Raw genomic sequence first — 15475 nt, forward strand, 5'->3', positions numbered from 1 at the left:
CGGAGTTCGGTGACGAGCCGTACGAGCCCTACGACCGTCCTCCGCTGTCCGAGCAGGCGTTGCTCGGGCGGGCTCGGCCCGAGGGGATCGCGCCGCCGCGGCTGCATCAAGTCGGTGGGTGTTCCCTCGCTGGGCGACCAGTCGGTCGTCGCCCGGGGGACGGTCGACGAGGAGCGGTTCGTCGCCGTGTACGGGTACCGCGGCCGCGTGCCCCCGTTTGCCCACCCACGGGGCCACGGTCACGCTGACGGGTCACTGACCGAGCGAGCGGCGTGTGCAGTTCGTTGCTGCGCATGCCTGATCACCGGCCCTGCACCGCCCGGAGCCCTCAGGAGTCACCATGACATCCGGCACCATCGTCGCGCAGATCACCGACTACGCCAATCGGGCCGATCCGTACCCGCTCTACGCGGAACTGCGCAAGACACCGGTCAGGCGGGAGGACGACGGCTCCTACCTGGTCAGCACCTACTACGAGGTGCGGAGCCTGGCCAACGACCCGCGGCTGAGCAACGACACGAGCAACCGTCCGGCCGGCTACGCCCGCCCCGGGCAACCGGCGGCGGAGAGCGGTCTGCCGCCGAGTTTCATCTTCACCGACCCACCTGTGCACGACCGGCTGCGCAACACCATCAACCGGCCGTTCGGCCCCCCGCACAGCCCCGGATTCCTCGACGGCCTGCGCGGAGAGCTGGCCGACGTCGTCACGGAGCTGCTCGACGCCTTCGAAGGCAAGGACGAGGTCGACATCGTCGAGGCCTTCTCCTACCCCCTTCCCGTCACCGCCATCTGCAAGGTTCTCGGCGTGCCACGCGAGGACGAACCGCGTTTCCACGTCTGGGCCGATGCCCTGGCATCGTCGCTCGACCCCCGGCCCGGCGACGACAACGGTGCGGAAACGGCACAGCGGGCGCGCCAGGACATGGGCGCCTACCTGGCCGATCTGATCGAGACCAAACGCCGCCACCCCGGCCCCGGGATACTCAGCGCGCTCGCCCCCGACATGACACCGGCGGACCTGGAGGCCACCGCGGTGCTGCTCCTGGTCGCCGGCCACGAGACCACCGTCAACGCCATCAGCAACACGACCCTCACCCTGCTGCGCCGCCCCGACCTCCTCGAACGGTTCCAGAAGGACCCGGACCTGGCCGCCCCGCTCATCGAGGAAGTGCTGCGCTACGAACCCCCTGTCCAGTTCGTCCCGTGGACCACCGCGCTGGCCGACATCGACGTCGCCGGCACCACGATCCCCAAGGGCTCGCCGGTCTGGCTCATGCTGGCCGCGGCCAACCGCGACCCCAGGCGCTTCGAGAATCCCGACCGGTTCGATCCCGACCGCAAGGACAACGAGCACCTCGGGTTCTACACCGGCATCCACTACTGCTTCGGTGCCCCCCTCGCCCGAATGGAGCTCCATGCGGCGGTGCCCGAACTGTTCCGCCGGGTCAGGTTCTCGCGGCTGCTCGAGGACCCGCCCCCGTACCGCGCCAACGCGGTGCTGCGTGGCCCCCGCCACCTTCGCGTGGCGATCGAGGGCATCACGCCCTGAGTGAGTGTCGGGGCCTCGCGAGTTACTGGCGACGAGGGTCGCGTCAGTGGGTGTGACCGCTCGCGGCCGGTGCCGGGCCCGCGTTCTTGACCGTCAACGGCAGCAGTTTCCTGCCCGGCTTCCTGCCCGTCGGTCCAACCTGAATCTGCGTGTCCATCATGCCGACCGATGAGTTCCCGTGCCCTGTGCAGTCTGCCTCCGCACAAGCCAACGCTGCGCACGAGATCCGTGAGGGAACCATGACCGACCACGCGCTACCACCCGTCGTCGACGCCGCAACCTGGGAACACCGGCTCGAGGCACTGCGTGCCCGGGAGAAGGCCGCAACGCGGGAGCTCGACGCCATCGCCGCCGAGCGTCGCCGCCTGCCGATGGTCGAGATGCCCGACTACACACTCGAGGGCGAAGACGGCCCCGTTCGGCTGGCAGACGTCTTCGAGGGCAAGAGGCAGCTGATCGTCTACAACCACATGTGGTTCACCGGCAAGGAATGGCAGTGCCCGGGCTGTACAGGGTTCACCTCGCAGTACACCCGCCTGGAGTTCCTGGACAACTACGATGCGCGGTTCGTCATCGTCACCCAGGGCCCGATCAAAGAGGCACTCGCCTACAAACAGCGGGTCGGCAACCGGATGACGTGGTACTCGACCGCGAACAGTGCGTTCGGGTCCGACGTCGGCGCACCGCCCGACGGTGGATTCGCAGTCAACGTGTTCCTGCGTGACGGCGACACCGTCTATCGCACCTGGCACACCGACGGCCGCGGCACCGAGCAGCTCAGCCACAGCTTCGCGCTGATCGATCTCCTGCCGTACGGACGTCAGGAGGAATGGCAGGACTCGCCCGGGGGCTGGCCCCAGTCCCCCACGTACAGCCGGTGGGCGACGTCCGAGAACATCGCTGCGCTCTATGGCCCGGGTTCCGACTGAACTCGTCACGGACGGCGAGCGGGTGAACCCGACGGCTTGTCAACGGCCATGGCACGCACGCGAAAGGAGGTCGCCGACACGCCCCTGCCGAATCTCAACGCCCGACGAGCGCCAGGCTCACCTCAGTGCGCGTGCCCACCCGGTGCCGACGCGGCGTTCTTGACCGTAAGAGGCAGCAGCTTCTTCCCGGTCGGGCCGATCTGGATGGCCGTGTCCATCTGCGGGCACACCCCGCAGTCGAAGCACGGGGTCCAGCGGCAGTCCTCGACCTCTGTTTCGTCGAGGGAGTCCTGCCAGTCCTCCCAGAGCCAGTCCTTGTCGAGGCCGGAGTCGAGGTGGTCCCAGGGGAGGACCTCCTCGTAGGTGCGCTCGCGGGTGGTGTACCAGTCGACGTCCACGCCGAAGGCGGGCAGGGTCTTGTCGGCGCAGGTCATCCAGCGGTCGTAGGAGAAGTGCTCGCGCCAGCCGTCGAAGCGGCCGCCGTCCTCGTAGACCGCGCGGATCACGGCGCCGATGCGGCGGTCGCCGCGGGAGAGCAGGCCCTCGACGATGCCGGGCTTGCCGTCGTGGTAGCGGAAGCCGATCGAGCGGCCGTACTTCTTGTCGCCGCGGATCTTGTCCCTCAGCTTCTCCAGGCGCGCGTCCGTCTCCTCCGCCGACAGCTGCGGGGCCCACTGGAAGGGGGTGTGGGGCTTGGGGACGAAGCCGCCGATCGAGACCGTGCAGCGGATGTCGCCCTGGCCGGAGACCTCGCGGCCCTTCTGGATGACGTTCATCGCCATGTCGGCGATCTGCAGGACGTCCTCGTCGGTCTCCGTGGGCAGGCCGCACATGAAGTAGAGCTTCACCTGGCGCCAGCCGTTGCCGTAGGCGGTGGCGACCGTGCGGATCAGGTCCTCCTCCGAGACCATCTTGTTGATGACCTTGCGCATGCGCTCGGAGCCGCCCTCGGGGGCGAAGGTGAGGCCGGAGCGGCGGCCGTTGCGCGTCAGTTCGTTCGCCAGGTCGACGTTGAAGGCGTCGACGCGGGTGGAGGGCAGGGAGAGGCCGATCTTGTCCTCGGTGTAACGGTCGGCCAGGCCCTTGGCGATGTCGCCGATCTCCGAGTGGTCCGCGGAGGAGAGGGAGAGGAGGCCGACCTCCTCGAAGCCGGTCGCCTTGAGGCCCTTGTCGACCATCTCGCCGATGCCGGTGATCGAGCGCTCGCGCACCGGGCGGGTGATCATGCCGGCCTGGCAGAAACGGCAGCCGCGGGTGCAGCCGCGGAAGATCTCGACGGACATGCGCTCGTGGACCGTCTCGGCGAGCGGGACGAGGGGCTGCTTGGGGTACGGCCACTCGTCCAGGTCCATGACGGTGTGCTTGCTGACCCGCCACGGCACGCCCGACTTGTTGGGGACCACGCGGGCGATACGGCCGTCGGGGAGGTACTCGACGTCGTAGAAGGCCGGGATGTAGACGGAGCCCGTCCTGGCGAGGCGGAAGAGGACCTCCTCGCGGCCGCCGGGGCGGCCCTCCGCCTTCCAGTCGCGGATGATCTTCGTCATGTCGAGGACGGCCTGCTCGCCGTCGCCGATGATCGCCGCGTCGATGAAGTCGGCGACGGGTTCCGGGTTGAAGGCCGCGTGGCCGCCCGCCAGGACGATCGGGTCGTCCGGGCCGCGGTCCTTCGACTCCAGGGGGATCCCGGCCAGGTCGAGGGCGGTGAGCATGTTGGTGTAGCCCAGCTCCGTGGAGAAGGACAGGCCGAACACGTCGAAGGCGCCCACCGGGCGGTGGCTGTCCACCGTGAACTGCGGGACGCGGTGCTCGCGCATCAGCGCCTCCAGGTCCGGCCACACGCTGTATGTGCGCTCGGCGAGGACGCCCGCCTGCTCGTTGAGGACCTCGTAGAGGATCATGACGCCCTGGTTGGGCAGGCCGACCTCGTACGCGTCCGGGTACATCAGCGCCCAGCGGACGTCGCAGTCCTCCCACGGCTTGACCGTGGAGTTGAGCTCTCCGCCGACGTACTGGATCGGCTTCTGCACGTGCGGGAGCAGAGCTTCGAGCTGCGGGAACACAGACTCGGCGATCTGAGCGGCGGCTTCGGCAGGCATCTCGCGGACCTTTGTGAGCTGACTGGGGGCACCCCCGGCCGGAGGCTGGGGGAGGGTGGTCATCCAGCGTAGCGCGCCCGGCGGTGTCCCCCGTACGTCCGCTCAGACGGGCGCATCCTTCTTGATCTCCTGCCAGGCGCCCGGCGTCTTCGCCTCCACCTGCGCCGCCCGCCGTTCCTCACGGCCGTACAGCAGCCCGTAGGTGAACGCGCTCTCCCCGGCCGCGTGGGCCACCGCGGACAGTTCGCGCAGGGTCTCGCGGGCCATCACGCTGTCCTGGTGCTCGCCGAGCAGGGACTGGAGCGACTTCATGGACTTGACCAGGGACTTCGCCGGGCCGCCGAGGGCGGGGCGGGCCGCCTCGGCCGCGTAGCGGGTGCGCTTGGCCTTCTTGCGGGCGTTGTGCAGGCCGAGGTCGCGGTCGTGGCCGGGGGGCTGTGCCATGGCGGCCTCGATCAGGTCGGTCACCTTCGCGAAGTCCTTGTGCACGGCCTTGGCGAGGACCTTCTCCGGGTTCCCGGCGGCCGCCTTGCGCAGCGGCGGGTCGGCGATCAGGGTGTCCAGGGTGTCCAGCAGGGCGAGGTAGCGCTGGGAGTCGAGGACACCGAGCAGTCGGCCCCGGGAGCCGCGCGCGCCGGCCTCGGCCCAGGCGTGCAGACGGTCGTGGACGGGGCCGGAGACGAGCGGGCCGGGGACCTCGTCCAGGGCGGTCATCAGGCGTTCGGCGAGGACCTCCTGGTCGCGGCCCACGCCGAGCTCCCCGGCCAGCCACTTCAGCTCGTCCGCGACCGGGTCGGTGACCTGCCGGTCGAGGACCTTGCCGAAGGAGCGGAAGGTGCTGCGCAGCCGGCGGGTGGCCACTCGCATGTCGTGGACGCCCTCCTCGGTGTCCAGGCGTACGGCGGGGTCGAGTTCGACGATCGCGTCCCGCTGGGCGCGGACATAGGCCAGGACGTGGTCGCCGGCCGTGACGGGTGCGCCGGAGTCCGGCTTCGGCGGGTGCGGTTTGCCGCCCTTGGTCTCGGCCAGGGCCCGGGCCAGTTTCGAGGCGGACTCGGACGGCCGTACGCCCGCCTTGCCCAACCGTTTCTCCACCTTGTCGAGGAAGGCCGGGTCGCCGTCGTCGGCGAGTTCCACCTCGATCTCGGTCCACTGGGCCTTGCCCGCGCCGCCGAAGAGCCGCTCGGCCCGGACGCGGTCCACGCTCACCTCGGCGAGCAGGGCGCCGTCCGCGTCGACGAGGTGGCGGATGTCGCGGGTGGTGCGCAGCCGGATCACCGGGACCAGTTGGCCCTCGCGGACCCGGGAGCGGGCCAGACCGGCCAGTTCGTCGGGGATCGTGCCGGAGAGCGGGGCGTGGATCTCGTCACGGACGCCGGGGGCCACCGGGAGTTTGAGGTGCCAGCCGGCGTCGGTGCCTCCGGTGCGGTGGCGCAGGGTGACCCGGGCCGAGGCCAGACGCAGGTCGGAGGTGTCGTGGTAGGTCGCGTCGAGTTCGGCGGTGCCCTTGTCCACGACGTTCGCCACGCCGGCGACGCCGGTCAGGTCGGGCAGTCCGCTCTCGTCGGATTCATACTTGCGCTCGATCTCACGCTTCGTATCCGCCATGAACCGAATCTAGTGTCCATCGCCGCGCAGGGACAGCGGGCACCGGAGGTGAATCGGAGGAAAAACCTGAATGAGGGCGAGGTGAACACATCGGAAGCGACATGTGCACCTCACCCTCGGGTGTCCGGCTGTGCCGGCATCGGTCCCGCTACGCCGACATCGGGCGCTGCACCCTGATCGACTGCAACAGCCCCACCGCCACCCACACCGCGAACATCGACGACCCGCCGTACGAGACGAACGGCAGCGGCAGGCCGGTGACCGGCATGATGCCGAGGGTCATCCCGATGTTCTCGAACGCCTGGAACGCGAACCACGCCACGATGCCCGCCGCCACGACCGTGCCGTACAGCTCGGTCGTCTCGCGGGCGATCCGGCAGGCGCGCCACAGGACGACGCCGAGGAGCACGATGATCAGGCCCGCGCCGGCGAAGCCCAGTTCCTCCCCCGCCACCGTGAAGACGAAGTCGGTCTGCTGCTCGGGGACGAACTGGCCGGTGGTCTGCGAGCCGTGGAAGAGGCCGGCGCCGGTCAGGCCGCCGGAGCCGATGGCGATCCGGGCCTGGTTGGTGTTGTAGCCGACGCCCGCGGGATCGAGGTCGGGGTTGGCGAAGGCCGCGAAGCGGTTGATCTGGTACTCGTCCAGGATGTGCAGCTGCCAGACCGCGATCGCGCCGAGCAGACCGGTCGCCAGCAGGCCGAAGATCCAGCGGTTGGAGGCGCCGGAGGCGAGCAACACGGCCAGGATGATGATGACCATGACCATGACCGAGCCGAGGTCGGGCATCAGGAGCACGATCAGGATCGGTACCGAGGCCAGGCCCAGGGCCTGCAGGACCGTGCGGTGGTCGGGGTACTTCTTGTCGCCGGCGTCGACCCGGGCCGCCAGTATCATCGCCATCCCCAGGATGATGGTGATCTTGACGAACTCGGACGGCTGGAGCGAGAAGCCGCCGCCGAGCACGATCCAGGAGTGCGCGCCGTTGACGGTGGAGCCCAACGGGGTGAGCACGGCGAGGATGCCGAGCAGCGACAGTCCGTAGAGGATCGGCACCGCGTTGCGCAGCTGGCGGTGGCCGATCCAGACCGTGCCGATCATCAGGGCGAGCCCGATGCCGGTGTTCATCAGGTGCCGGAACAGGAAGTAGTACTGGTCGCCCTGGTTGATCTCGGTGCGGTTGCGGGTCGCCGAGAACACCAGCAGCGAGCCCAGCAGGGACAGCGCCAGGGCGGCCATCAGCATCGGCCAGTCCAGGCGGCGGGCCAGCGAGTCCCGGGCGAAGACCCGGGTCCAGCCGGCCCGCGCGGGACCGTAGCCGGAGACGGAGAAGCTGTTGGCTCCGGTCATGCCGGGAACCTCCCGCCAGAAACGCTCGTCACGTCAGCATCCTCCGGCTTCCCCTCTTCCGCGCCCGCCTGCGGGTGTTCCGGTTGCCCGTCGACGGCGAGGCCGTGGTGGCCGGGGTCTGCTGGCCGTCGGCGCCCTTGTCGCCCTGTTGGCTCGCCTGGAAGTCCTTCGCCGGGTCCTTGGAGATCTTCGGGGAGGCGATGGTGCCGTCCGTGCGGACCTTGGGCAGGCCCTGCTGCGGGGTGGAGAGAAGCGCCTTGTTCTTGTCGATGGAGCCGTCGGCACCGACGCCGTACAGCGCGCTGTAGATGTTGCGGACCGCCTCACCGGAGGCACCGGAACCGGTACCGGCCTGGGCGATGGTCATGATGACCGTGTAGTCCTTGCTGTAGGTGGCGAGCCACGACGTGGTCTGCTTGCCGTAGACCTCGGCGGTACCGGTCTTGCCGTGCAGGGCGATCTTGTCCTGCGGCCAGCCGCCGAACTTCCAGGCCGCGGTACCGCGGGTGATGACGCCCGCGAAGGCGTCGTCCATGCCCTTGATGGTGGCCTGGCTGACGGGCAGCTTGCGCAGCGCCTTGGGCTTGATCTCCTGGACGGACTTGCCGTCGGCGCTGACGACGGCCTTGCCGATGGTCGGCTGGTACTCGGTGCCGCCGTTGGCCACCGCGCTGTAGATCATCGCCTCCTGGAGCGGCGTGACGAGGGTGTCGCCCTGGCCGATGGAGTAGTTGATCTCGTCGCCCTCGCGCATCTTGTTGCCTTCGAGGCAGTTCTCGTACTCGATCTTCTCGACGTAGGTGCCGTCCTTCTTGCCGGACTTGCACCAGGCGTCCTTGTTGGCCTTCCAGTAGTCGAGCTTCCACTGGCGGTCGGGGACCCGGCCGGTGACCTCGTTGGGGAGGTCGACGCCGGTCTCCTTGCCAAGGCCGAACTGGTGGGCGGTCTTGAAGAACCAGTCCTTGGGCTCGCCCTTCTTCGGGTTGATGCCGCCGTCCTTCTTCCACTCGCGGTCGGCGAGACCGTAGAAGACGGTGTCGCAGGACACCTCCAGGGCCCGGCCGAGCGAGATCGGGCCGAAGTTCTCGCCCTCGAAGTTCTTGAAGACCTGGCCGCCCACCGAGTACGAACTCGTGCAGGGGTAGCCGCCGTCCCACACGTAGCCGGCCTGGACCGCGGCGGCCGTGGAGACCACCTTGAACGTCGAACCGGGCGCCGCCTGACCCTGTATGGCCCTGTTGAGCAGCGGGTAGTCGGAGTTCTTGCCGGTGAGGGCCTTGTAGTCCTTGGCGGAGATGCCGCCGACCCAGACGTTCGGGTCGTAGGTCGGCGCGGAGGCCATGGCGACGATCCGGCCGGTCTTGGCCTCCATCACGACGACGGCGCCGGAGTCGGCCTTGTAGTTCTCGCTGGTGATCTTGTCGTACTGCTGGCGGGCGGCCTTCATCGCATTGTCCAGCTCGTACTCGGCGACCCGCTGGACGCGGGAGTCGATGCTGGTGACCAGGTTGGAACCGGGCTCGGCGGCATCCGACTTGGCCTTGCCGATGACCCTGCCGAGGTTGTCCACCTCGTAGCGGGTGACACCGGCCTTGCCGCGTAGTTCCTTGTCGTACTCGCGCTCCAGGCCGGAGCGGCCGACCATGTCCGAGCGCAGGTAGGGCGAGCTGGTGTTCTGGGCCTGCTGGATCTCGTCGTCGGTGACCGGGGAGAGGTAGCCGAGGACCTGGGAGGTGTTGGACTTGCCGGGGGCCGGGTAGCGGCGCACGGCCTCGGGCTCGGCGGTGATGCCGGGGAAGTCCTCGGCGCGCTCACGGATCTGCAGGGCCTGCTTGGCGGTGGCCTCGTCGGTGATCGGGATCGGCTGGTAGGGGGAGCCGTTCCAGCAGGGCTGCGGGGTCTTGGAGTCGCAGAGGCGGACCTTCTGCGTGACCTCGGTGGGGCTCATCCCGAGGACGCCGGCGAGCTTGGTGAGGACCGCCTTGCCGTCGTCCGCCTGCTTGAGCAGGTCGGTACGGGAGGCGGAGACGACCAGCCGGGTCTCGTTGTCCGCGATGGGGACTCCGCGCGCGTCCAGGATCGAGCCGCGGACGGCGGGCTCGACGACCTGCTGGACGTGGTTGCCGGAGGCTTCCTTCTGGTACTCGGCGCCCTCACGGATCTGCAGGTACCACAGGCGGCCGCCGAGGGTGCCGAGCAGGGAGAGGACCAGGATCTGGATGACGACGAGTCGGATCTGGACCCGTGGGGTCCGTCCGGTCTCGGGAATGTTGGTCACTGGGTTGCCTCCCCCTCTCAGTGCTGTACGTATGTGTCATATACGACGAAGCTGTGGGCGGCGCCGCCGGGTCGCCGGGTGAACTCCGGTGCGCTCACAGGCGCTTGACCCCCTTGATGCGGCCGACGCGGACGTTGCGGGTGCGGGCCCTGGCCCGCAGGGAGCCGAGACCGCCGCGCTGGCCGCCGACGCGCAGTCCAGTGCCGGAGGAGAGCCAGCCGGAGGAGATGTCGCCCGCCTTGGTGCCGGAGTTGGCCTCCGTCAGCGGGTCGCTGTCGGCGCGGCGGGCCAGCCACATGATGCCGGGGACCACGAACGGGGCGAGCAGCAGGTCGTAGAGGGCGGCGCTGATCAGCAGGCTGGTCATGCCGACGTGCCGGGCGGCGGTGTCGCCGACGAGGGCGCCGACACCCGCGTACAGCAGGGTGGAGCCGACGGCGGCGGCGACCACGACGAGCATCGGCCCGGTCGCGGACTTCAGCCGGCCGTTCTCCGGCTTGATCAGGCCCGCGAAGTAGCCGACGACGCACAGCACCAGGGCGTAACGCCCGGCCGCGTGGTCGGCGGGCGGGGCGAGGTCGGCGAGGAGTCCGGCGCCGAAGCCGACGAGGGCGCCGCCCACATGGCCGTACACCATGGCGAGGCCGAGGACGGTGAGCAGCATCAGGTCGGGGACGGCGCCCGGGAGGTGCAGGCGGGCGAGGACGCTCACCTGGATCACCAGGGCGACGACGACCAGGGCGGAGGAGAGCAGGATCCGGTTGACACGCATGAAGGGATTCAGCTCCTACCGCTGCTGCTGGTCGTTGGTGTCGGTCGAGCCCGTGCCCGAGTTCGTACCCGAGTCCGATCCCGTGTTCGCGCTCGCGGACGGGGTGACCGTGACGGTCACCGTCGGGGTCGGCGTCGGCTTCGGCTTGGCCGGGAGCACCTCGTCGCGCGGGTCCTTCTTCGGTGCCTCGACGACCACGCCGACGATGTCGAGCTTGGTGAAGGACACGAACGGCGTGACGTAAAGAGTGCGGGTGAGGCCGCCGTTGGACGGGTCGACGCTGGAGACCGTGCCGACCGGGACGCCTGGCACGAAGGGCCGGTCGGCCTCGGAGCCGAAGGTGACGAGCCGGTCGCCCTTCTTCACCTCGGCCTTGCCGTTGAGGAGTTCGACGCGCAGCGGGCGGTCGCCCTGCCCGGAGGCGAAGCCGAGTTCGTCGCTGCCCTCCATGCGGGTGCCGACGGTGAAGTCGGGGTCGTTGGCGAGCAGCACGGTGGAGGCGTCCGGGCCGACGGTGGTGACGCGGCCGACCAGGCCGTTGCCGTTCAGCACGGTCATGTCCCGCTTGATGCCGTCGTTGGCGCCGACGTCGATGGTGATGGTCCAGGAGAAGCCCTGCGCCGACCCTATGGCGATGACCTGGGCGCCCTTGATGCCGTACTGGCCCTCGCCGGCCATCTTCAGCATCTTGTCGAGCTGGTTGAGACGGCTGCGGTTACGGTCGTTGCTGCCGAGCTTCGCCTTGAGGGTCGCGTTCTGCTTCTCCAGCCGGGCCAGGCGGTCGTGCCGTCCGCCGGAGTCGCGGACGGCGGAGACGGCGTTGCCCACCGGGTCCACCACCGTCGACATGCCGTTCTCGATCGGGCCGAAGACCGCGGCCGCGGCCTGCCGGGCGCCGTCGACCGGGGAGTTCCTGCCACCTCGGATGTCCACCGTGATCAGCGCGAACGCGATGGCGATCAGCAGCACCAGGAGCAGCCGGCTCTCTTTCGTGTCCCTCACGTGCGGCGGCCGTGCCTTCCTCGATAGGAACTTGCGGGAGCTTGTTTTGTTGGTCGGGGGGAAGTCGGGGGGCGGAGCTCGTTCTTGCGAGCCTATGCCTCCATATCAACGATCCGCCGCACGAGAGGGGATCATCTCGTACGGCGGAATCGAAGAGTTACGTCATCTGCGCGGCTGGGCGTCCAGGACCTGCTGGAGCGCCTCGAATTCCTCGACGCACTTGCCGGAGCCGAGCGCCACGCTGTCCAGCGGGTCCTCGGCGATGTGGATCGGCATGCCGGTCTCCCGGCGCAGCCGCTCGTCCAGACCGCGCAGCAGCGCTCCGCCGCCGGTCAGAACGATTCCCCTGTCCATGATGTCGCCGGACAGCTCCGGCGGGCACTTGTCCAACGTGGTCTTGACGGCGTCCACGATCGCGTTGACGGGTTCCTCGATCGCCTTGCGGACCTCGGCGGCCGAGATGACCACGGTCTTCGGCAGCCCGGACACCAGGTCCCGGCCGCGGATTTCGGTGTGCTCGTCGGCGTCCAGGTCGTACGCCGAACCGATCGTGATCTTGATCTGCTCGGCCGTCCGCTCACCGAGAAGGAGGCTGTACTCCTTCTTGATGTGCTGGATGATCGCGTTGTCCAGCTCGTCGCCCGCGACGCGGATCGACTGGGCGGTGACGATGCCGCCCAGCGAGATGACCGCGACCTCCGTGGTGCCGCCGCCGATGTCCACCACCATGTTGCCGGTGGCCTCGTGGACCGGCAGGCCCGAGCCGATGGCGGCGGCCATGGGCTCCTCGATGATGTGCACCTGGCGGGCACCGGCCTGCGACGACGCCTCGATCACCGCGCGGCGCTCGACCCCGGTGATACCGGAGGGCACACACACGACGACCCGCGGCCGCGCCAGGTAGCGCCGCTTGTGGATCTTCAGGATGAAGTAGCGGAGCATCCGCTCGGTGATCTCGAAGTCGGCGATCACGCCGTCCTTCAGCGGCCGTACGGCGACGATGTTGCCGGGCGTGCGCCCGATCATCTTCTTCGCTTCCGCGCCGACCGCGAGAATTCCACCGGTGTTCGTATTGATCGCGACAACGGACGGCTCGTTGAGTACGATCCCGCGACCCCTGACGTACACCAGCGTGTTGGCGGTCCCGAGGTCGACAGCCATGTCACGGCCGATGAACGACATTGAGTTCCCCATCAGGATTCGTCTGGCCTTCCCGGGAGCTTTTGAGGGCATTTCAGGTCGGCGAAGTGGGTGCTGTGACGTGAAGGCTTACATCGTAGACGCGCCTGCACGAACACTGCGCGAGGGTCTTCGCCATTGTCATCACGTACAGGGCCGCCTCGCTTGTGGAGACGGTCCGACGGGGGCACTCGTTCCCCCGATCGGCACGCATATGCCGAGGGACGGCCGAAATCATTCGGCCGTCCCAGGCCAGACGGAGTAGCGGACTGACGATCCGTCAGAAAAATCTACGGAAACTCTACGGGGCCCCGCCCCGGGGAGTCAGGCGCGGCCCGGGAAGAAGATCTTGATCTCGCGTTCGGCGGACTCCTCGGAGTCGGACGCGTGGATCAGGTTCTCGCGGACGATCACGCCGAAGTCGCCGCGGATGGAGCCCGGCGCGGCGGCGATCGGGTCGGTGGGGCCGGCCAGTGCGCGGATGCCCTCGATGACACGCTCGCCCTCGACGATCAGGGCGACCACCGGGCCGGAGGCCATGAACTCGACCAGCGGCTCGTAGAACGGCTTGCCGACGTGCTCGGCGTAGTGCTGCTCCAGCGTCGCCCGCTCCAGGGAGCGCAGCTCCAGCGCGGTGATCCGCCAGTCGGCCTTGCGCTCGATACGGCCGATGATCTCGCCGGTCAGGCCGCGACGGACGGCGTCGGGCTTGAGCAGGACGAGGGTGCGCTGAGTCACGTGAGGGCTCCTTCGCGGTACTTACGTGTGCGGTGAGGAGAGGCTACAGGGCTGGTCCGGACGCCCGTCACGCAGTGTCAGCTCCCGGGGCCGAAGACTGGGCCGCCTGGTCCGCCTGTGCGGCGAAGCGGGCCTTCGCCTCGTCGATCTTCCTGCCGTAGTGCACCGACGCCCACCACAGGGCCGCGAAGACCGCGCCCAAGAAGTACATCGTCGGCACGAAGACGCCGGAGGCGATCAGCGCGATCTGCAGGGCCCAGCCGAGGGCGATGCCGCCTGGGCGGGTGATCACACCGCACAGGGCCACGCAGAGGAACATCGCGATGCCGCTGACCAGCCACACCGTGGCGGTGGACAGGTCGGGGTCCTTCATGGCGACCAGCGCGGCGAAGCCGATGACGAAGAACTCGCCGATCAGGGTGGAGGAGCAGAGCGTCCGCATGGTCAGGCCCTCCCCAGCAGCAGCCGTGCCTCGCCGACCGTGATGACCGAGCCGGTGACCAGCACCCCCGCGCCCGCGAACTCGCCCTCCTCCTCGGCCAGCGTGATCGCGGCCTCCAGGGCGTCCGGCAGCCGCGGCTCGACCTGGACGCGGTCCTCGCCGAACACCTCGACGGCCACCGCGGCCAGTTCGTCCGTGTCCATCGCGCGATGGCTGGAGTTCTGGGTGATCACGACCTCGGCGAAGATGGGCTCGAAGGCCTCCAGGAGACCCTGGACGTTCTTGTCGCCGCTCGCCCCGACCACGCCGATCAGCCGGCTGAAGTCGAAGGCCTCGCCGACCGCCTCGGCGGTGGCGCGGGCGCCGGCCGGGTTGTGCGCGGCGTCCAGGACGACGGTGGGAGAGCGCCGTACGACTTCGAGCCGGCCCGGCGAGGTGACCGCCGCGAAGGCCTTGCGGACCGTGTCGATGGCGAGGGGCTCCGGGCGCTGGGAGCCGACGCCGAAGAACGCCTCCACGGCGGCCAGCGCGACGGCCGCGTTGTGGGCCTGGTAGGGGCCGTGCAGGGGGAGGAAGACCTGGTCGTACTCGCCGCCGAGGCCGCGCAGGGTGAGCAGCTGGCCGCCGACGGCGACCTGGCGGGCGACCACGCCGAACTCCAGGCCCTCCCGGGCCACCGTCGCGTCCACCTCGACGGCCTTCTTCAGCAGCACCTGGGCCGCGTCCACCGGCTGCTGGGCCAGGATCACGGTGGCGTCCTGCTTGATGATCCCGGCCTTCTCGCCGGCGATCTCGGCGGTGGTCTCGCCGAGCCGGTCGGTGTGGTCGAGGTCGATGGGGGTGACGACGGCGACGTCACCGTCGATCACGTTGGTGGCGTCCCAGGAGCCGCCCATGCCGACCTCGACGACGGCGACGTCGACCGGGGCGTCCGCGAAGGCCGCGTACGCCATGGCGGTGAGCACCTCGAAGAAGGAGAGCCGGTACTCCTGCCGGGAGTCGACCATCTCGACGTACGGCTTGATGTCCTGGTACGTCTCGATGAACCGCTCGGCGCCGATCGGGGCGCCGTCGAGGCTGATGCGCTCGGTGATCGACTGCACATGGGGGCTGGTGTAGCGGCCGGTGCGCAGGTCGAAGGCGCCGAGCAGGGTCTCGACCATGCGGGCGGTGGACGTCTTGCCGTTGGTGCCGGTGATGTGGATCGAGGGGTACGACCGCTGGGGGTCGCCCAGGACGTCCATGAGGGCGGTGATCCGGGTGACCGACGGCTCCAGCTTGGTCTCGCCCCAGCGGGTGGCCAGCTCCGCCTCGACCTCGCGCAGGGCCCGGTCGACGTCGGGGTCCTCGGGGCGGCCCGGGACGTCGGCCTGCGCCGGGCCGCCCTGGGTACGCAGGGTCCGGCTGCCGGCCTCGATCACCGCGAGATCGGGGTCGCGTTCCGTCTCGGCCTCGACGATGTCGTCGAAGTTCTCGTCGAAGCTGTCATGGGGGTCGCGCGGGGGCAGATCACTCACGGCACCAGTCTACG

General features: G+C 69.4%; 12 protein-coding genes. 2 read left to right on the top strand and 10 right to left on the bottom strand.

The window, feature by feature from the left end; translation table 11 throughout:
- The first annotated feature begins 340 nt into the window (after positions 1-340).
- Together ACWGJB_RS09855 and ACWGJB_RS09860 are read left to right on the top strand one after the other, a co-directional pair.
- A complete protein-coding gene (locus ACWGJB_RS09855) occupies positions 341-1549 on the top strand; it encodes a cytochrome P450 (protein WP_453379681.1) in 1209 nt (402 codons plus the stop codon).
- A 239-nt stretch (positions 1550-1788) separates the two neighbouring features.
- Entirely contained in the window at positions 1789-2478 is a 690-nt protein-coding gene (locus tag ACWGJB_RS09860) for a DUF899 domain-containing protein (RefSeq protein ID WP_453379682.1), read from the top strand.
- 122 nt (positions 2479-2600) lie between these two features.
- On the opposite strand, the gene ACWGJB_RS09865 is transcribed toward ACWGJB_RS09860, so the two are convergent.
- The 10 genes from ACWGJB_RS09865 to folC form a co-directional block, all read right to left on the bottom strand.
- Positions 2601-4577, bottom strand: coding sequence for a TIGR03960 family B12-binding radical SAM protein (locus tag ACWGJB_RS09865; RefSeq protein ID WP_453379683.1), 1977 nt, complete (start codon positions 4575-4577; stop codon positions 2601-2603).
- Between the two features lie 102 nt (positions 4578-4679).
- Positions 4680-6185 carry a CYTH and CHAD domain-containing protein gene (locus ACWGJB_RS09870; RefSeq protein ID WP_453379684.1) on the bottom strand — a complete coding sequence of 502 codons (1506 nt, stop codon included), beginning with the start codon at positions 6183-6185 and terminating at the stop codon, positions 4680-4682.
- A 148-nt stretch (positions 6186-6333) separates the two neighbouring features.
- Positions 6334-7533 carry a rod shape-determining protein RodA gene (rodA, locus tag ACWGJB_RS09875; protein WP_450755641.1) on the bottom strand — a complete coding sequence of 400 codons (1200 nt, stop codon included), beginning with the start codon at positions 7531-7533 and terminating at the stop codon, positions 6334-6336.
- A gap of 28 nt (positions 7534-7561) precedes the next feature.
- Positions 7562-9811, bottom strand: coding sequence for a penicillin-binding protein 2 (gene mrdA / locus ACWGJB_RS09880; protein WP_453379685.1), 2250 nt, complete (start codon positions 9809-9811; stop codon positions 7562-7564).
- Positions 9812-9905: 94 nt separating this feature from the next.
- Positions 9906-10583 (bottom strand): rod shape-determining protein MreD, encoded by a 678-nt coding sequence (gene mreD / locus ACWGJB_RS09885; RefSeq protein ID WP_360483879.1) that lies wholly within the window; start codon positions 10581-10583, stop codon positions 9906-9908.
- Positions 10584-10598: 15 nt separating this feature from the next.
- Positions 10599-11585 carry a rod shape-determining protein MreC gene (gene mreC, locus ACWGJB_RS09890; protein ID WP_453379686.1) on the bottom strand — a complete coding sequence of 329 codons (987 nt, stop codon included), beginning with the start codon at positions 11583-11585 and terminating at the stop codon, positions 10599-10601.
- 162 nt (positions 11586-11747) lie between these two features.
- Positions 11748-12767 (bottom strand): rod shape-determining protein, encoded by a 1020-nt coding sequence (locus tag ACWGJB_RS09895; RefSeq protein ID WP_004931372.1) that lies wholly within the window; start codon positions 12765-12767, stop codon positions 11748-11750.
- Between the two features lie 321 nt (positions 12768-13088).
- Positions 13089-13502 (bottom strand): nucleoside-diphosphate kinase, encoded by a 414-nt coding sequence (gene ndk / locus ACWGJB_RS09900; RefSeq protein WP_351691096.1) that lies wholly within the window; start codon positions 13500-13502, stop codon positions 13089-13091.
- A 67-nt stretch (positions 13503-13569) separates the two neighbouring features.
- Positions 13570-13944: a DUF4233 domain-containing protein gene (locus ACWGJB_RS09905; protein ID WP_453379687.1), complete on the bottom strand. Its 375-nt coding sequence runs from the start codon at positions 13942-13944 to the stop codon at positions 13570-13572.
- Positions 13945-13946: 2 nt separating this feature from the next.
- A complete protein-coding gene (gene folC, locus ACWGJB_RS09910) occupies positions 13947-15461 on the bottom strand; it encodes a bifunctional tetrahydrofolate synthase/dihydrofolate synthase (RefSeq protein ID WP_453379688.1) in 1515 nt (504 codons plus the stop codon).
- Positions 15462-15475: the final 14 nt, after the last annotated feature.

The sequence above is a fragment of the Streptomyces sp. NPDC054813 genome (assembly GCF_053611365.1).